At 57.6% G+C, this 16,724-nt stretch carries 31 protein-coding genes; all 31 read left to right on the forward strand.

Annotated elements, in window-relative coordinates; genetic code table 11:
• Positions 1-551, forward strand: a 551-nt coding sequence (locus ACODS5_RS21740) for an EF-Tu C-terminal domain-related protein (protein ID WP_081321343.1), incomplete at its 5' end; no start/stop codon positions are given.
• A gap of 141 nt (positions 552-692) precedes the next feature.
• Complete coding sequence (gene rpsJ, locus ACODS5_RS21745; RefSeq protein WP_003186070.1) at positions 693-1,004, forward strand: 30S ribosomal protein S10; 312 nt, start codon at positions 693-695, stop codon at positions 1,002-1,004.
• Positions 1,005-1,084: 80 nt separating this feature from the next.
• Entirely contained in the window at positions 1,085-1,720 is a 636-nt protein-coding gene (gene rplC / locus ACODS5_RS21750) for a 50S ribosomal protein L3 (RefSeq protein ID WP_011531887.1), read from the forward strand.
• A gap of 12 nt (positions 1,721-1,732) precedes the next feature.
• Entirely contained in the window at positions 1,733-2,335 is a 603-nt protein-coding gene (gene rplD / locus ACODS5_RS21755; protein ID WP_003255485.1) for a 50S ribosomal protein L4, read from the forward strand.
• Positions 2,332-2,631 carry a 50S ribosomal protein L23 gene (rplW, locus tag ACODS5_RS21760; RefSeq protein WP_003255484.1) on the forward strand — a complete coding sequence of 100 codons (300 nt, stop codon included), beginning with the start codon at positions 2,332-2,334 and terminating at the stop codon, positions 2,629-2,631. Before rplD ends, rplW begins: the two co-directional genes overlap by 4 nt.
• Positions 2,632-2,645: 14 nt before the next feature.
• On the forward strand, positions 2,646-3,470 hold the full coding sequence (gene rplB, locus ACODS5_RS21765) for a 50S ribosomal protein L2 (RefSeq protein WP_016393391.1): 825 nt from the start codon (positions 2,646-2,648) through the stop codon (positions 3,468-3,470).
• A gap of 16 nt (positions 3,471-3,486) precedes the next feature.
• Positions 3,487-3,762, forward strand: coding sequence for a 30S ribosomal protein S19 (gene rpsS / locus ACODS5_RS21770; RefSeq protein ID WP_003255482.1), 276 nt, complete (start codon positions 3,487-3,489; stop codon positions 3,760-3,762).
• Between the two features lie 11 nt (positions 3,763-3,773).
• Complete coding sequence (gene rplV, locus ACODS5_RS21775; protein ID WP_003103908.1) at positions 3,774-4,106, forward strand: 50S ribosomal protein L22; 333 nt, start codon at positions 3,774-3,776, stop codon at positions 4,104-4,106.
• Positions 4,107-4,119: 13 nt separating this feature from the next.
• The gene (gene rpsC / locus ACODS5_RS21780) at positions 4,120-4,806 is read left to right on the forward strand and encodes a 30S ribosomal protein S3 (protein ID WP_003255481.1); all 687 of its coding nucleotides are present in this window, start codon (positions 4,120-4,122) and stop codon (positions 4,804-4,806) included.
• Positions 4,807-4,818: 12 nt separating this feature from the next.
• A complete protein-coding gene (rplP, locus tag ACODS5_RS21785) occupies positions 4,819-5,232 on the forward strand; it encodes a 50S ribosomal protein L16 (protein ID WP_009397508.1) in 414 nt (137 codons plus the stop codon).
• A complete protein-coding gene (gene rpmC / locus ACODS5_RS21790) occupies positions 5,232-5,423 on the forward strand; it encodes a 50S ribosomal protein L29 (RefSeq protein ID WP_002555481.1) in 192 nt (63 codons plus the stop codon). The genes rplP and rpmC overlap by 1 nt, the downstream gene beginning before the upstream one ends.
• 2 nt (positions 5,424-5,425) lie before the next feature.
• Entirely contained in the window at positions 5,426-5,692 is a 267-nt protein-coding gene (gene rpsQ, locus ACODS5_RS21795) for a 30S ribosomal protein S17 (protein ID WP_023534981.1), read from the forward strand.
• A gap of 23 nt (positions 5,693-5,715) precedes the next feature.
• Positions 5,716-6,084, forward strand: a complete 369-nt coding sequence (gene rplN, locus ACODS5_RS21800; protein ID WP_008089810.1) for a 50S ribosomal protein L14 — start codon at positions 5,716-5,718, stop codon at positions 6,082-6,084.
• Positions 6,085-6,095: 11 nt separating this feature from the next.
• On the forward strand, positions 6,096-6,410 hold the full coding sequence (gene rplX / locus ACODS5_RS21805) for a 50S ribosomal protein L24 (RefSeq protein ID WP_023629180.1): 315 nt from the start codon (positions 6,096-6,098) through the stop codon (positions 6,408-6,410).
• A 20-nt stretch (positions 6,411-6,430) separates the two neighbouring features.
• Positions 6,431-6,970 carry a 50S ribosomal protein L5 gene (rplE, locus tag ACODS5_RS21810; protein WP_012316517.1) on the forward strand — a complete coding sequence of 180 codons (540 nt, stop codon included), beginning with the start codon at positions 6,431-6,433 and terminating at the stop codon, positions 6,968-6,970.
• A 13-nt stretch (positions 6,971-6,983) separates the two neighbouring features.
• Positions 6,984-7,289 (forward strand): 30S ribosomal protein S14, encoded by a 306-nt coding sequence (rpsN, locus tag ACODS5_RS21815; protein ID WP_134693399.1) that lies wholly within the window; start codon positions 6,984-6,986, stop codon positions 7,287-7,289.
• Positions 7,290-7,498: 209 nt separating this feature from the next.
• Complete coding sequence (gene rpsH, locus ACODS5_RS21820; protein WP_134693400.1) at positions 7,499-7,891, forward strand: 30S ribosomal protein S8; 393 nt, start codon at positions 7,499-7,501, stop codon at positions 7,889-7,891.
• 12 nt (positions 7,892-7,903) lie between these two features.
• Positions 7,904-8,437, forward strand: a complete 534-nt coding sequence (gene rplF / locus ACODS5_RS21825) for a 50S ribosomal protein L6 (RefSeq protein WP_011531892.1) — start codon at positions 7,904-7,906, stop codon at positions 8,435-8,437.
• 10 nt (positions 8,438-8,447) lie between these two features.
• On the forward strand, positions 8,448-8,798 hold the full coding sequence (rplR, locus tag ACODS5_RS21830) for a 50S ribosomal protein L18 (RefSeq protein ID WP_011531893.1): 351 nt from the start codon (positions 8,448-8,450) through the stop codon (positions 8,796-8,798).
• 3 nt (positions 8,799-8,801) lie between these two features.
• Positions 8,802-9,302: a 30S ribosomal protein S5 gene (gene rpsE, locus ACODS5_RS21835; protein ID WP_023629184.1), complete on the forward strand. Its 501-nt coding sequence runs from the start codon at positions 8,802-8,804 to the stop codon at positions 9,300-9,302.
• A 2-nt stretch (positions 9,303-9,304) separates the two neighbouring features.
• The gene (rpmD, locus tag ACODS5_RS21840; protein ID WP_028690238.1) at positions 9,305-9,481 is read left to right on the forward strand and encodes a 50S ribosomal protein L30; all 177 of its coding nucleotides are present in this window, start codon (positions 9,305-9,307) and stop codon (positions 9,479-9,481) included.
• 3 nt (positions 9,482-9,484) lie between these two features.
• Positions 9,485-9,919 carry a 50S ribosomal protein L15 gene (gene rplO / locus ACODS5_RS21845; RefSeq protein ID WP_011531896.1) on the forward strand — a complete coding sequence of 145 codons (435 nt, stop codon included), beginning with the start codon at positions 9,485-9,487 and terminating at the stop codon, positions 9,917-9,919.
• Complete coding sequence (gene secY / locus ACODS5_RS21850) at positions 9,920-11,251, forward strand: preprotein translocase subunit SecY (RefSeq protein WP_003255459.1); 1,332 nt, start codon at positions 9,920-9,922, stop codon at positions 11,249-11,251.
• Between the two features lie 30 nt (positions 11,252-11,281).
• Entirely contained in the window at positions 11,282-11,398 is a 117-nt protein-coding gene (gene rpmJ / locus ACODS5_RS21855; RefSeq protein ID WP_011531897.1) for a 50S ribosomal protein L36, read from the forward strand.
• 131 nt (positions 11,399-11,529) lie between these two features.
• Positions 11,530-11,886: a 30S ribosomal protein S13 gene (rpsM, locus tag ACODS5_RS21860; RefSeq protein WP_003255457.1), complete on the forward strand. Its 357-nt coding sequence runs from the start codon at positions 11,530-11,532 to the stop codon at positions 11,884-11,886.
• A gap of 18 nt (positions 11,887-11,904) precedes the next feature.
• On the forward strand, positions 11,905-12,294 hold the full coding sequence (gene rpsK, locus ACODS5_RS21865; protein WP_003255454.1) for a 30S ribosomal protein S11: 390 nt from the start codon (positions 11,905-11,907) through the stop codon (positions 12,292-12,294).
• Positions 12,295-12,309: 15 nt separating this feature from the next.
• Positions 12,310-12,930 carry a 30S ribosomal protein S4 gene (rpsD, locus tag ACODS5_RS21870; protein WP_134693401.1) on the forward strand — a complete coding sequence of 207 codons (621 nt, stop codon included), beginning with the start codon at positions 12,310-12,312 and terminating at the stop codon, positions 12,928-12,930.
• Positions 12,931-12,952: 22 nt separating this feature from the next.
• Positions 12,953-13,954: a DNA-directed RNA polymerase subunit alpha gene (locus tag ACODS5_RS21875; protein ID WP_003255452.1), complete on the forward strand. Its 1,002-nt coding sequence runs from the start codon at positions 12,953-12,955 to the stop codon at positions 13,952-13,954.
• Positions 13,955-13,996: 42 nt separating this feature from the next.
• Complete coding sequence (gene rplQ, locus ACODS5_RS21880; protein ID WP_134693402.1) at positions 13,997-14,383, forward strand: 50S ribosomal protein L17; 387 nt, start codon at positions 13,997-13,999, stop codon at positions 14,381-14,383.
• Positions 14,384-14,554: 171 nt separating this feature from the next.
• Complete coding sequence (locus tag ACODS5_RS21885) at positions 14,555-15,994, forward strand: catalase (protein ID WP_489109632.1); 1,440 nt, start codon at positions 14,555-14,557, stop codon at positions 15,992-15,994.
• Positions 15,995-16,157: 163 nt separating this feature from the next.
• Positions 16,158-16,622, forward strand: a complete 465-nt coding sequence (bfr, locus tag ACODS5_RS21890; RefSeq protein WP_011531900.1) for a bacterioferritin — start codon at positions 16,158-16,160, stop codon at positions 16,620-16,622.
• Positions 16,623-16,724: the final 102 nt, after the last annotated feature.

The raw sequence follows: 16,724 nt of genomic DNA on the forward strand, positions 1-16,724 counted from the left end.
TGATGCCGATCGAAGACGTATTCTCGATCTCGGGTCGTGGTACCGTTGTTACCGGTCGTATCGAGCGTGGTATCGTCCGCGTTCAGGATCCGCTGGAAATCGTTGGTCTGCGTGACACCACCACCACCACCTGCACCGGCGTTGAGATGTTCCGCAAGCTGCTGGACGAAGGTCGTGCTGGCGAGAACTGCGGCGTCCTGCTGCGTGGTACCAAGCGTGACGACGTTGAGCGTGGCCAGGTTCTGGTCAAGCCAGGTTCGGTCAAGCCGCACACCAAGTTCACCGCAGAAGTCTACGTCCTGTCGAAGGAAGAAGGCGGCCGTCACACTCCGTTCTTCAAAGGCTACCGTCCTCAGTTCTACTTCCGTACCACTGACGTGACCGGTAACTGCGAACTGCCGGAAGGCGTTGAAATGGTAATGCCAGGTGACAACATTCAGATGACTGTCACCCTGATCAAGACCATCGCAATGGAAGACGGTCTGCGCTTCGCCATCCGTGAAGGCGGTCGTACCGTCGGCGCCGGCGTCGTGGCCAAAATCATCGAGTAATCACTCGATCGGTTGAAAAAACCCCCGCTCAGCGGGGGTTTTTTTTATTGGGTTGACACTAAATTGGGGCGTCTATAGAATCACGCCTCCTTTTAACGGGCGTAGTGCGCCCGATGGGAACAGCCTGGAGTCTGAAATCCAATGCAAAATCAGCAAATCCGTATCAGGTTGAAGGCTTTCGACCATCGCCTGATCGACCAATCCACCCAGGAAATCGTGGAAACCGCGAAACGTACTGGTGCACAAGTGCGTGGTCCAATTCCACTGCCTACCCGCAAAGAGCGTTTCACCGTTCTGGTCTCCCCGCACGTCAACAAAGACGCGCGTGACCAGTACGAGATTCGCACTCATAAGCGTGTTCTGGACATCGTCCAGCCAACGGATAAAACCGTTGACGCGCTGATGAAGCTCGATCTGGCGGCCGGTGTGGAAGTGCAGATCAGCCTCGGCTAAGACTTCGGTCTGGTCGTGTAACGCTCTGAAATGGGCGGCCATAGCGGGTGAAAGCCCCGTACACTCATGAGGTTTACAACATGACTATTGGTGTAGTCGGTCGAAAAGCGGGCATGACCCGTATTTTCACCGAAGAAGGTGTCTCCATTCCGGTCACGGTCATTGAGATCGAGCCGAATCGCGTCACCCAGTTCAAAACCGAAGAAACTGATGGCTACCGTGCAGTGCAAGTCACTGTCGGCGAGCGTCGTGCTTCGCGTGTGACCGCCGCTCAGGCAGGCCACTTTGCCAAGGCTAACGTTGCCGCTGGTCGCGGTGTCTGGGAGTTCCGTCTTGAAGAAGGCGATTTCCAGGCTGGCGATCTGATCAAAGCTGAACTCTTCACTGCAGGCCAGCTGGTAGACGTAACCGGTCAGTCCAAAGGTAAAGGCTTCGCCGGTACCATCAAGCGTTGGAACTTCCGTGGTCAAGACAACACCCACGGTAACTCCGTATCGCACCGTGTCCCTGGCTCCATCGGCCAGTGCCAGACTCCTGGTCGTGTATTCAAGGGCAAGAAGATGTCCGGTCACATGGGCGCCGAGCGCGTGACTGTTCAGTCCCTGGAAGTAGTACGCGTAGACGCTGAACGCAACCTGCTGCTGATCAAGGGTGCCGTCCCAGGCGCTACTGGCGGCGACGTGGTCGTGCGTCCGGCTGTCAAGGCTCGCGGTTAAGGGGAAACTGACATGCAACTTAATGTAAATGACGCTCAGGCGATCGAAGTTTCCGAACTGACCTTCGGTGGCGAATTCAACGAGACGCTGGTACACCAAGCAGTCGTGGCCTACATGGCCGGCGGCCGTCAGGGCACCAAGCAGCAGAAGACCCGTTCTGACGTAGCCGGTGGCGGTAAGCGCCCATGGCGTCAGAAAGGTACTGGCCGCGCTCGTGCTGGTACTACCCGTGGTCCGATCTGGCGTGGCGGTGGTGTAACCTTCGCAGCTCGTCCTCAGGATCACTCGCAGAAGCTCAACAAGAAGATGTATCGCGCAGCACTGCGCTCCATCCTCGCTGAGCTGGTGCGTAGCGACCGTCTGGTTGTGGTTCAGGACTTCGCTGTTGAAGCCCCGAAAACCAAAGACCTGCTGAACAAGCTGAACGGCATGGGTCTGAGCGATGTATTGATCGTTTCGGACGCTGTTGATCAGAACCTGTACCTGGCTGCTCGCAACCTGCCGCACGTCGACGTACGTGACGTTCAAGGTTCCGACCCGGTCAGTCTGATCGCATACGAGAAAGTGTTGATCACTGTCTCGGCCGTGAAGAAATTCGAGGAGCTGCTGGGATGAACCAGGAACGCGTATTCAAAGTCCTCCTTGGCCCGCACGTTTCCGAGAAGGCTACCGTTCTGGCTGAGAAAAAAGGCCAGTTCGTATTCAAGGTTGCTACTGACGCAACCAAGCTGGAAATCAAGAAAGCTGTCGAAGGCCTGTTCAACGTAAAAGTTGAAAACGTGTCGACTGTTAACGTTCTGGGTAAAACCAAGCGTACCGCACGTGGTCTGGGCAAGCGTAATGACTGGAAGAAGGCGATCGTCTCCCTTCAGCCAGGCCAAGATCTCGATTTCAGCAGCAGTGCTGAGTAAGGAAGGGGTGCATCATGGCAATCGTTAAATGCAAACCGACTTCCCCTGGCCGCCGTTTTGTGGTCAAGGTGGTCAACAAGGAGCTGCACAAAGGCGCTCCTCACGCACCGCTGCTCGAGAAAAAATCGAAGTCTGGTGGTCGTAACAACAATGGCCGCATCACCACTCGTCACGTTGGTGGTGGTCATAAGCAGCATTACCGTCTGGTTGACTTCCGTCGCAACGACAAAGATGGCATCCCTGCCACTGTCGAGCGTATCGAATACGACCCGAACCGTACTGCTCACATCGCCCTGCTGTGCTACGCAGACGGTGAGCGTCGCTACATCATCGCCCCTAAAGGCGTGAGCGCTGGCGACCAGCTGATCGCAGGTGCCCTGGCCCCAATCAAGGCCGGTAACTCCCTGCAGCTGCGCAACATCCCAGTAGGTAGCACCATTCACGGCATCGAACTGAAGCCGGGTAAAGGTGCTCAGATCGCTCGTTCCGCTGGTGCTTCGGCTCAGCTGATCGCTCGCGACGGTGTCTATGTGACCCTGCGTCTGCGCTCTGGTGAAATGCGTAAAGTCCTGGCTGAGTGCCGTGCGACCCTGGGCGAAGTCTCGAACTCCGAGCACAGCCTGCGTTCGCTGGGTAAAGCTGGTGCCAAACGCTGGCGCGGCGTTCGCCCAACCGTTCGTGGTGTTGCCATGAACCCGGTTGACCACCCACATGGTGGTGGTGAAGGTCGTACCTCCGGTGGTCGTCATCCGGTATCGCCATGGGGCTTCCCAACCAAGGGTGCTAAAACCCGCGGTAATAAGCGTACCGACAACATGATCGTCCGTCGTCGCAAGTAACTAGAGGGATACGACAGTGCCACGTTCTCTGAAAAAAGGTCCTTTTATCGATCTTCACCTGCTGAAGAAGGTCGAAGTGGCGGTGGAGAAGAACGATCGCAAGCCAGTTAAAACCTGGTCGCGCCGTTCGATGATCCTGCCACAGATGGTCGGTCTGACCATCGCGGTACACAACGGTCGCCAACACGTCCCAGTTCTCGTGAACGAAGACATGGTCGGCCACAAACTGGGCGAGTTCGCCGGTACCCGCACTTATCGTGGGCACGTGGCTGACAAGAAAGCCAAGCGTTAAGGGGTAAGGAAATGGAAGTAGCCGCTAAGTTGTCGGGCGCTCGCATCTCCGCCCAGAAAGCCCGCTTGGTCGCCGACCAGATCCGCGGGAAGAAGGTGGGCGAAGCGCTCAACCTGTTGGCCTTCAGCAGCAAAAAAGCCGCTGAAATCATGAAGAAAGTCCTCGAGTCGGCCGTTGCCAACGCCGAACACAACGAAGGCGCAGACGTTGATGACCTGAAGGTCTCCACCGTCTTCGTCAACGAAGGGCGTTCGCTGAAGCGCATCATGCCGCGTGCCAAAGGCCGCGCTGATCGCATCGTCAAGCGGTCTTGCCATATCACTGTCAAGGTTGCGGACAAGTAACGGAGTCGATCAGATGGGTCAGAAAGTACATCCCACTGGCATTCGCCTGGGAATCGTCAAGGAGCACACCTCCGTCTGGTATGCAGACGGCGCTACTTACGCAGATTACCTGTTGAAGGATCTGAAAACGCGTGAGTACCTCCAAGACAAACTAAAAAGCGCGTCCGTAAGCCGTATCGATATTCATCGTCCGGCTCAAACTGCACGCATCACCATCCACACCGCTCGTCCCGGTATCGTTATCGGCAAGAAAGGTGAAGATGTTGAGAAACTGCGTCAGGACCTGACCAAGCAGATGGGTGTGCCTGTGCACATCAACATCGAAGAGATCCGCAAGCCGGAACTCGACGCCATGCTGGTTGCTCAGAGCGTTGCCCAGCAGCTGGAGCGCCGCGTTATGTTCCGTCGCGCCATGAAGCGCGCCGTGCAGAACGCCATGCGTATTGGTGCCAAGGGCATCAAGATCCAGGTGAGCGGTCGTCTCGGCGGTGCCGAGATCGCACGTACCGAGTGGTATCGCGAAGGTCGTGTGCCTCTGCACACCCTGCGTGCCGATATCGACTACAACACCTACGAAGCTCACACCACCTACGGTGTGATCGGTGTGAAGGTTTGGATCTTCAAAGGCGAAGTTATTGGTGGTCGCCAGGAAGAGCTGAAGCCTCAAGCACCAGCGCCTCGTAAAAAAGCTGCTAAGTAAGGGGTACGCCAAATGTTGCAACCAAAGCGTACAAAATTCCGCAAGCAGATGACCGGCCACAACCGTGGTCTGGCACTGCGCGGTAGCAAGGTCAGCTTCGGCGAGTTCGCTCTGAAAGCTGTCGCTCGCGGTCGTCTCACCGCCCGTCAGATCGAGTCGGCACGTCGTGCCCTGACCCGTCACGTTAAGCGTGGCGGTAAGATCTGGATCCGTGTCTTCCCGGACAAGCCGGTTACCAAGAAGCCTCTCGAGGTTCGTATGGGTAAAGGTAAAGGTTCCGTGGAATACTGGGTTGCCCAGATTCAGCCAGGCAAAGTCCTGTACGAAATCGAGGGTGTTTCTGAAGAGCTGGCGCGCGAAGCTTTCGCCCTGGCTGCTGCAAAGCTGCCTCTCGCCACCTCCTTTGTTAAGCGGACGGTGATGTGATGAAAGCGAATGAACTTCGTGAAAAATCGGCACAGCAACTGAATGAGCAACTGCTCGGCTTGCTGCGCGACCAGTTCAATCTGCGCATGCAGAAAGCAACTGGCCAGTTGGGGCAGTCGCACCTGCTCTCGCAAGTTAAGCGTGACATCGCTCGCGTGAAAACTGTGCTCAACCAGCAGGCAGGTAAGTGATCATGGCTGAAGCTGAAAAAACCGTCCGTACGCTGACTGGCCGTGTCGTCAGCGACAAAATGGACAAGACCATCACCGTTCTGATCGAGCGTCGCGTCAAGCACCCGATCTACGGTAAATACGTTAAGCGTTCGACTAAGCTGCACGCGCACGACGAAACCAACCAGTGCAAAATCGGCGACAAAGTTTCGATCACCGAAACTCGTCCGCTGGCCAAGACCAAGTCCTGGGCACTGGTTGAAGTCCTCGAACGCGCTGTTGAAGTCTAAGGGCTAGGGGTCGGAGAAATTTTATGATTCAGACTCAATCCATGCTCGATGTGGCCGATAACAGCGGCGCTCGTCGCGTCATGTGCATCAAGGTGCTCGGCGGTTCGCACCGCCGTTACGCCGGCATCGGTGACATCATCAAAGTAACCGTCAAGGAAGCGATTCCGCGCGGTAAGGTCAAGAAAGGCCAGGTGATGACCGCTGTTGTCGTCCGTACCCGTCACGGTGTACGTCGCGCTGACGGTTCCATCATTCGTTTCGACGGCAACGCTGCTGTTCTGCTGAACACCAAGCAAGAGCCGATCGGCACTCGCATCTTCGGGCCAGTGACCCGTGAACTTCGTACCGAGAAGTTCATGAAGATCGTCTCGCTCGCCCCTGAAGTGCTGTAAGGAGATCCGACATGCAAAAGATTCGTCGTGACGACGAGATCATCGTGATCGCCGGCAAAGACAAAGGTAAGCGCGGTAAGGTGCTGAAGGTTCTCGCTGACGACCGTCTGGTCATCGGTGGTGTCAACCTGGTCAAGCGTCACACCAAGCCTAATCCGATGGCGGGCGTCCAGGGCGGTATCGTCGAGAAAGAAGCGCCTCTGCACGCTTCCAACGTTGCCATCTTCAACAGCGAAACCAACAAGGCTGACCGCGTTGGCTTCAAAGTTGAAGAAGGTAAAAAAATTCGTGTCTTCAAGTCGACCCAAAAAGCGGTTGATGCTTGAACACTGCTAGGTAGAAGACCATGGCACGACTGAAAGAGATTTACCGGAACGAAATCGCTCCTAAGCTTAAGGAAGAACTTAAGCTGTCGAACGTGATGGAAGTTCCGCGCGTTACCAAAATCACCCTGAACATGGGTCTGGGCGAAGCGATCGGCGACAAGAAAGTCATCGAGCACGCTGTTGCCGACCTGGAAAAGATCACCGGTCAAAAGCCGGTCGTGACTTTCGCTCGTAAATCCATCGCGGGCTTCAAAGTCCGTGAAGGCTGGCCGATCGGTGTCAAGGTGACCCTGCGTCGCGAAAAAATGTACGAGTTCCTGGACCGCCTGCTGGCGATCTCCCTGCCACGGGTTCGCGACTTCCGCGGCCTGAATGCCAAGTCCTTCGATGGTCGCGGCAACTACAGCATGGGCGTGAAAGAGCAGATCATCTTCCCGGAAATCGACTACGACAAGATCGATGCTCTGCGCGGTTTGGACATCACCCTGACCACCACTGCTCGTTCGGACGACGAAGGCCGCGCTCTGCTGCGTGCTTTCAAGTTCCCGTTCCGCAACTGATTGGAGTAGGAAAATGGCCAAGAAGAGCATGAAAAACCGCGAGCTGAAGCGTCAGCTCACGGTAGCCAAGTACGCCAAAAAGCGTGCCGAGCTGAAAGCGACCATCGTCAACCAGAACGCCTCTCCTGAAGAGCGTTTCGCTGCCGTTGTCGCCCTGCAGAAGCAACCACGTGACGCCAGCGCCTCGCGCATGCGTAACCGTTGCCGCATCACCGGCCGTCCGCACGGCGTGTACCGCAAGTTCGGCCTCGGCCGTAACAAGCTGCGCGAAGCCGCCATGCGTGGTGACGTGCCAGGTCTGGTCAAGGCCAGCTGGTAATCCGGTTGGCGTGACCACCGGCGGGAGGGGAGTGATCTTCCGACCGCCGGTGACCTCGCGACGAAACAAGCCCCTATATGGGGCTTGTTTCGTTTCTGTCTTGTGTCTAGAATGACCGGCTCACCTGAGCCTGGGTTTTTTGCCCTGCCTGCTCGGGTGGTTGTGATAGCCGCAAGGCTAATAATTCTTGTATCAGGAGCATCTAGCCCATGAGTATGCAGGACCCGTTAGCGGACATGCTAACTCGCATCCGTAATGCCCAGATGGCTGAAAAGTCTGTCGTAAGCATGCCTTCTTCCACCCTGAAGGTCGCGGTTGCCAAAGTACTGAAAGACGAAGGTTACATCGCTGGCTACGAAGTCACTGGCGAAGCCAAGCCTTCCCTGTCGATCGAGCTGAAGTACTTCGAAGGCCGTCCGGTTATCGAAGAGCTGAAGCGTACCAGCCGTCCTGGCCTGCGCCAGTACAAGGCCGTTACCGAGCTGCCGAAAGTACGTGGCGGCCTGGGCGTGTCTATCGTCTCCACCAACAAAGGTGTGATGACTGACCGCGCTGCGCGCGCTGCCGGTGTCGGCGGCGAAGTTCTGTGCACAGTGTTCTAAGGGGAGATAGGCATGTCTCGCGTCGCTAAGAACCCCGTTAAGCTGCCAGCAGGCGTCGAAGTCAAATTCGCCGGCCAGCAGCTTTCGGTGAAGGGTGCCAAGGGCACTCTCGAACTGAACGTTCACTCGTCTGTTGAAGTTACCGAAGAAGCTGGTGAGCTGCGTTTCTCCGCTCGCAACGGTGACCAGCAAGCTCGCGCCATGGCCGGTACCACCCGCGCCCTGGTGAACAACATGGTCCAGGGCGTAAGCCAAGGCTTCGAGCGCAAGCTCCAGCTGGTCGGTGTTGGTTACAAGGCACAGGCTAAAGGCACCGTCCTGAACCTGGCTCTGGGCTTCTCGCACCCAGTGGATTACGAACTGCCAGCCGGTATCACCGCTGAAACCCCAAGCCAGACCGACATCCTGATCAAGGGTATCGACAAGCAGCTGGTAGGTCAGGTGGCCGCTGAAGTCCGCGGTTTCCGTCCGCCAGAGCCTTACAAGGGCAAGGGTGTGCGTTACGCGGACGAAGTAGTCCGTCGTAAAGAAGCCAAGAAGAAGTAGGGCCTAGCAAATGACCGACAAAAAAGTTACTCGACTGCGTCGCGCTCGCAAAGCACGCCTGAAAATGCACGAGCTCGAAGCCGTGCGTCTGTGCGTGTTCCGCTCCTCGCAGCACATCTATGCCCAGGTCATTTCGGCCGACGGCAGCAAGGTTCTGGCAAGCGCCTCGACCTTGGACAAAGAACTGCGTGATGGCGCCACCGGCAACATCGACGCGGCCACTAAGGTTGGCAAGCTGGTAGCTGAGCGCGCGAAAGCCGCCGGTGTATCTCAAGTTGCCTTTGACCGTTCCGGCTTCAAGTACCACGGCCGCGTCAAGGCGCTGGCTGATGCTGCTCGTGAAGGCGGGCTGGAGTTCTAAGTTATGGCAAATAACGATCAAAAGCGCGACGAAGGCTACATCGAGAAGCTGGTTCAAGTTAACCGCGTAGCCAAGACCGTCAAGGGCGGCCGTATCTTCACCTTCACCGCGCTGACCGTGGTAGGTGATGGCAAGGGCCGTGTTGGTTTCGGCCGTGGCAAATCGCGCGAAGTACCTGCCGCGATCCAGAAAGCCATGGAAGCTGCTCGCCGCAACATGATTCAGGTTGACCTGAAGGGCACCACCCTGCAGTACGCCACCAAGGCTGCCCACGGCGCCTCGAAGGTCTACATGCAGCCTGCCTCGGAAGGTACCGGTATCATCGCCGGTGGCGCCATGCGTGCCGTCCTGGAAGTCGCTGGCGTGCAGAACGTTCTGGCCAAGTGCTATGGCTCGACCAACCCGGTGAACGTGGTTCACGCCACCTTCAAGGGTCTGAAAGCCATGCAATCCCCTGAGTCCATTGCTGCCAAGCGCGGCAAGACTGTTGAGGAGATCATCTGATCATGGCAACCGTAAAAGTAACGCTGATCAAGAGCACCGCCGGCCGCCTGCCTAACCACAAACTGTGCGTTAAAGGCCTGGGTCTGCGTCGCATCGGTCACACTGTAGAAGTCCAGGATACTCCCGAGAACCGCGGGATGATCAACAAGGCTTACTACATGCTGAAGGTCGAGGGTTAATCGATGAAACTCAATGATCTGAGTCCAGCGCCGGGTTCCCGTCGCGAGAAGCACCGTCCGGGCCGTGGTATCGGTAGCGGTCTGGGCAAGACCGGTGGCCGTGGTCACAAAGGTCAGACCTCCCGCTCCGGTGGCTCCATCGCTCCAGGCTTCGAAGGCGGTCAACAGCCGCTGCACCGTCGCCTGCCGAAGTTCGGCTTCGTTTCCCTGAAAGCCATGGACCGCGCCGAAGTGCGTCTGTCCGAGCTGGCCAAGGTGGAAGGCGATCTGATCACCGTTCAGTCCCTGAAGGACGCCAACGTGATCGGCCAGCACGTACAGCGTGTGAAAATCATGCTGTCGGGCGAAGTCACTCGCGCAGTCACCCTCAAGGGTATCGCCGTCACCAAAGGTGCACGTGCGGCTATCGAAGCAGCTGGCGGCAAGTTCGAGGAATAAATGGCTAAGCAAGGTGCTCTCTCTTCGCTCGGTAAGGGCGGGATGTCGGAACTCTGGGCTCGTCTGCGCTTTCTGTTCATGGCGATCATCGTCTATCGGATTGGCGCGCACATCCCAGTGCCAGGCATTAACCCGGACCGTCTCGCGGATCTGTTCCGGCAGAATGAGGGGACCATTCTTAGCTTGTTCAACATGTTTTCCGGTGGCGCGCTGGAGCGCATGAGCATCTTTGCACTGGGGATCATGCCGTACATCTCGGCATCGATCATCATGCAGCTCATGACCGCTGTCAGCCCGCAGCTGGAGCAGTTGAAGAAGGAAGGTGAAGCTGGCCGTCGCAAGATCAGCCAGTACACCCGCTACGGCACCGTTATCCTGGCGCTGGTTCAAGCCATTGGCATGTCCATTGGCCTGGCCAACCAGGGCGTGGCGTTTTCTGCAGGCCTGGGCTTCCATGTCGTCGCTGTCTCCACTTTCGTGGCGGGTGCGATGTTCATGATGTGGCTCGGCGAGCAGATCACCGAGCGCGGTGTGGGCAACGGTATCTCGATGTTGATCTTCGCAGGTATCGTTGCCGGTCTTCCGAGAGCAATCGGGCAGTCTTTCGAGTCTGCGCGCACAGGCGATATCAACATCTTCGCCCTGGTCGCTATCGGTTTGCTGGCAGTAGCGATTATCGGCTTCGTGGTGTTCATTGAGCGTGGTCAGCGTCGTATCGCCGTTCACTACGCCAAGCGTCAGCAGGGCCGCAAGGTCTTCGCTGCGCAGACCAGCCACCTGCCGCTGAAAGTGAACATGGCGGGGGTCATCCCGGCCATTTTCGCGAGCAGCATCTTGCTGTTCCCGGCTTCGCTGGGTGCCTGGTTCGGTCAGTCCGAAGGTATGGGCTGGCTGCAGGACATCTCGCAGTCGATCGCTCCTGGTCAGCCGTTGAACATTCTGCTGTTTAGTGCAGGGATCATTTTCTTCTGCTTCTTCTACACAGCGCTGATGTTCAACCCGAAAGACGTAGCGGAAAACCTGAAGAAGTCCGGTGCCTTTATTCCGGGTATCCGTCCTGGTGAACAGTCGGCACGCTACATTGATGGCGTTCTGACCCGTTTGACCATGTTCGGTGCTCTTTACATGATGGCCGTCTGCCTTCTGCCCCAGTTCCTGGTGGTGGCAGCAAACGTGCCGTTCTACCTTGGCGGGACCTCGTTGCTGATTGTGGTAGTGGTTGTGATGGACTTCATGTCCCAAGTACAATCGCACCTCGTTTCGCACCAGTACGAATCCCTGATGAAGAAAGCCAACCTGAAAGGCTACGGCGGCAGCGGTCTGCTGCGCTGATCTAGCCCCTTAAGGTTCGAGGAGTCGGTAATGAAAGTTCGTGCATCGGTGAAAAAGCTGTGCCGCAACTGCAAGATCATTCGTCGCGAAGGTATCGTGCGCGTGATCTGCAGCGCGGAACCGCGTCACAAGCAGCGCCAAGGCTGAGTGTGATCCGCGCTTCAAACCCAGCAGCTAGTGTGCTGCTGGGTTGATTATTCGTTTCTACAGCGATATTATCTCGCGCCCTATTTCTTGGCTTCCGGGGCGTAGGTAGCTGTCAATTGGAGTCCCACTGAATGGCCCGTATTGCAGGCGTCAACATTCCAGATAACAAGCATACTGTTATCTCGCTGACCTACATCTATGGTGTCGGTCGCACTACTGCGCAGAAAATCTGTGCAGACGCTGGTGTCAACCCAGCCGCAAAGATCAAGGATCTGAGCGACGAGCAAATCGAAACCCTGCGTGGCGAAGTCGCGAAGTTCACCACCGAAGGTGACCTGCGTCGTGACATCAACATGAAGATCAAGCGCTTGATGGACCTGGGTTGCTACCGCGGCCTGCGCCATCGTAAGGGTCTGCCGGTTCGCGGTCAGCGCACCAAGACCAACGCACGCACCCGTAAGGGCCCGCGTAAGCCGATCCGCAAGTAATCGCCCAGGAATATAGACATGGCAAAACCTGCTGCTCGTCCTCGTAAAAAAGTCAAAAAGACAGTGGTTGATGGCATCGCCCACATCCATGCGTCTTTCAACAACACCATCGTGACCATCACCGATCGTCAGGGCAACGCACTGTCCTGGGCTACTTCCGGTGGTTCGGGTTTCCGTGGTTCGCGCAAATCCACCCCGTTCGCAGCTCAGATCGCTGCTGAGCGTGCTGGTCAAGCTGCGCTGGAATATGGTCTGAAGAACCTCGACGTTAACGTCAAGGGTCCAGGTCCAGGTCGTGAATCCGCCGTTCGTGCACTGAACAGCTGCGGCTACAAGATCGCCAGCATCACCGACGTGACGCCAATCCCGCATAACGGGTGCCGTCCGCCGAAGAAGCGTCGCGTGTAATCAGGAGACAGATAAATGGCACGTTACATTGGTCCAAAATGCAAACTGTCTCGCCGTGAAGGCACTGACCTGTTCCTGAAGAGCGGCGTTCGCGCTCTGGAATCGAAGTGCAACATCGAAGCAGCCCCAGGTATCCACGGCCAGCGCCGTGGCCGTCAGTCCGACTACGGTACCCAGCTGCGCGAGAAACAAAAAGTCCGTCGTATCTACGGCGTGCTGGAGCGTCAATTCCGCGGTTACTACCAAGCGGCTGCCTCGAAGAAAGGCGCCACTGGTGAGAACCTGCTGCAGATGCTCGAGTGCCGTCTGGACAACGTCGTTTACCGTATGGGCTTCGGTTCCACCCGTTCCGAGTCCCGTCAGCTGGTTTCGCACAAAGCGATCAGCGTGAACGGCAAGACCGTAAACATTCCATCCTACCAAGTTCGTCCGGGTGACGTGGTCGCAGTTCGCGAGAAGTCGCTGAACCAGCTGCGCATTGTTCAAGCCCTTGAACTGTGCGCCCAGCGTGGCCGCGTTGAGTGGGTTGACGTGGATGCTGCCAAAAAGTCGGGCGTTTTCAAGAACGTTCCTGCTCGCAGCGACCTGTCCGCCGACATCAACGAAAACCTGATTGTCGAGCTCTACTCCAAGTAAGGGCTAGAAAATAGGTGCATCCATGCAGATTTCGGTAAATGAGTTTCTGACACCCCGTCACATCGACGTGCAGGTTGTCAGTCCAACCCGCGCCAAGATCACGCTCGAGCCTCTCGAGCGTGGCTTCGGCCATACCCTGGGCAACGCGCTGCGCCGCATCCTGTTGTCCTCCATGCCTGGCTGTGCAGTAGTCGAGGCCGAGATCGATGGCGTACTCCATGAGTACTCCGCGATCGAAGGTGTACAGGAAGACGTCATTGAAATCCTGTTGAACCTGAAAGGCCTGGCTATCAAACTGCACGGTCGTGACGAAGTTACGCTGACCTTGTCGAAAAAGGGTTCGGGGGTGGTTACCGCTGCCGATATTCAGCTGGATCACGATGTCGAGATCGTCAACCCCGATCACGTAATCGCGAACCTGGCGTCCAACGGCGCCCTGAACATGAAGCTCACCGTAGCTCGTGGTCGCGGTTACGAGCCGGCCGACTCCCGTCAGACCGACGAAGACGAAAGCCGCAGCATTGGCCGTCTCCAGCTGGACGCTTCGTTCAGCCCGGTGCGTCGTATCGCCTACGTGGTCGAGAACGCCCGTGTTGAACAGCGTACCAACCTGGACAAGCTGGTCATCGATCTGGAAACCAACGGCACCCTGGACCCTGAAGAGGCTATCCGCCGCGCCGCGACCATCCTGCAACAGCAGTTGGCCGCGTTCGTCGACCTCAAAGGTGACAGCGAGCCGGTGGTGGTCGAGCAGGAAGACGAGATCGATCCGATCCTGCTGCGTCCGGTTGACGACCTGGAACTGACTGTACGTTCGGCCAACTGCCTCAAGGCGGAGAACATCTACTACATCGGCGACCTGATTCAGCGTACCGAAGTAGAGCTGTTGAAGACTCCTAACCTGGGCAAGAAGTCCCTGACTGAAATCAAGGACGTCCTGGCCTCCCGTGGTCTGTCTCTCGGCATGCGCCTCGACAACTGGCCGCCTGCAAGTCTTAAGAAAGACGACAAGGCGACTGCCTGATCGTCGTAATCACCGAACGTAGTGTTTGGTAAGGAATGAATCATGCGTCATCGTAAAAGTGGACGTCACCTGAGCCGTACCAGCTCTCACCGCAAGGCTATGTTCCAGAACATGGCAGTGTCGCTGATCGAGCACGAGCTGATCAAAACCACCCTGCCGAAAGCCAAGGAACTGCGCCGCGTTGCCGAGCCGCTGATCACCCTGGCCAAGGAAGACAGCGTCGCCAACCGTCGTCTGGCCTTCGACCGTACCCGTTCGAAGTCCGCCGTTGGCAAACTGTTCAACGACCTGGGCAAGCGTTACGCCACCCGTCAGGGCGGCTACCTGCGCATCCTGAAGTGCGGTTTCCGCGCTGGCGACAACGCGCCTATGGCGTACGTCGAGCTGGTTGATCGTCCGGTCGGTGGTGTTGTAGAAGCTGCCGAGTAAGACGTTCTGTCTGCTACAAGAAACCGGGCCTAGGCCCGGTTTTTTGTCGCCTGATGAATTGTTATTTTCTATTGATGTAAGTCACTTAATGAATTTGTTCTTGTAATAATGCTGGTCAATACTCTCTCCAAGCCGATTAGCCGGCAGTTCGAGACCCGATAAGGAGAGCCCATGAGCAAGATTCTCACCACCGCCAGCGGTGCCCCCGTTGCTGACAACCAGAATTCCCGTTCCGCCGGCCCGCGCGGCCCGCTGCTGCTCGACGACTTCCACCTGATCGAGAAGCTGGCCCACTTCAACCGCGAGAACATCCCTGAGCGTCGCGTCCACGCCAAGGGCTCGGGCGCCTACGGTACCTTCACCGTCACCCGTGATATCAGCGGCTACACCAGCGCCAAGTTGTTCGATGCCATTGGCAAGCGCACCGAAACCTTCCTGCGTTTCTCCACGGTCGGTGGTGAGCGCGGCTCCGCCGATACCGAGCGTGACCCACGTGGCTTCGCGGTGAAGTTCTACACCGAGGAAGGCAACTGGGACATCGTCGGCAACAACACCCCGGTGTTCTTCATCCGCGACCCGCTGAAGTTCCCTGACTTCATTCACACCCAAAAGCGCCACCCGCAGAGCAACCTGAAGAACGCTCAGATGATGTGGGACTTCTGGTCGCACTCGCCGGAAGCGCTGCACCAGGTCACCATCCTGTTCTCCGACCGCGGTATCCCGGATGGCTACCGCCACATGCACGGTTTCGGCAGCCACACTTACAGCCTGATCAACGCCAAGGGGGAGCGCACTTGGGTCAAGTGGCACTTCAAGACCCAGCAGGGCATCAAGAACCTGGCGCCGGCCGATGCCGCACGCCTGGCCGGCACCGACCCGGACTACGCCCAGCGCGACCTGTTCGAGGCCATCGAGCGTGGCGACTTCCCACGTTGGACGGTGTGCATTCAGGTGATGAGCGAAGACGAGGCGGCCGCGCGGGCAGAGAACCCCTTCGACGTGACCAAGACCTGGTCGCAGAAGGAATACCCGCTGATCGAAGTGGGTGTGCTGGAGCTCAACCGCAACCCGCTCAACTACTTTGCCGAGGTCGAGCAGGCCACCTTCGGCCCGAGCAACATGGTCCCGGGTGTTGGCCTGTCGCCGGATCGCATGCTGCAAGGTCGGGTGTTCGCCTACGCCGATGCGCACCGCTACCGGGTGGGCACCAACCACCAGCAGTTGCCGGTCAATGCTTCGCGCAGCCCGGTCAACAGCTACCAGCGTGACGGTTCGATGGCTATGGGCGGCTACGGCAGCGCGCCGAACTACGAGCCCAACAGCTATGCCGACGCGCCGAAGCAATCGCCCCGCCATGGCGAGCCAGCGCTGGCACTCAGTGGGGCGGCGGTTCGCTACGATCACCGTGAGGACACGGATTACTACAGCCACGCCGGCGCGCTGTTCCGCCTGATGAGCGCCGAGCAGAAGGCGCTGCTGATCAGCAACATTGCCGGCACCCTGGTCGGGGTCAGCGAGGATGTGGTGCGGCGCCAGCTGCAGCACTTCTTCAAGGCTGATCCGGCCTACGGGGAAGGCATCGCCAAGGCCCTGGGCGTGAATCTCGCCTAAGTCGAAGTGATAAGAAGAACCGCCCTCATTTGGGCGGTTTTTCAATGAAAATCACTACTGTTTAACCGATTTTTTGCATCTGATTGCGCATTTTTCAGTGACCGCGGGCAAAAGCTGGTTCACACTAGTGGTCATTGACGCATTCACAGGGAGAAGCAGGGCGATGCAAGGTCACCCGGACGTAATCAACTACCTCGTCACGTTGCTGAAGGGCGAACTGGCAGCACGCGACCAGTATTTCATCCACTCGCGCATGTACGAAGACTGGGGCTTGGGCAAGCTCTACGAGCGTATCAACCACGAGATGGAAGAAGAGACGCAGCACGCCGATGCCCTGATGCGCCGTATCCTCATGCTCGAAGGCACCCCCGACATGCGTGCCGACGACCTCGAAGTCGGCACCACGGTCCCTGAAATGATCGAGGCCGACCTAAAGCTCGAGTACAAGGTGCGCGCCGCGCTGTGCAAAGGCATCGAGCTGTGCGAACTGCACAAGGACTACATCAGCCGCGACATCCTGCGCGCGCAGCTGGCTGACACCGAGGAAGATCACACCTACTGGCTGGAGAAGCAGCAGGGGTTGATCAAGGCCATCGGCCTGGAGAATTACCTGCAGTCGCAGATGTAAAAGCCTGGGGGCTGCTTTGCAGCCCATTCGCGGCACAAGGCCGCTCCTACAGGACAGCGCCGATCTGACGGTTTGCGCGGTCCTGTAGGAGCGGCCTTGTGC

It is taken from the genome of Pseudomonas sp. FG47 (assembly GCF_057809115.1).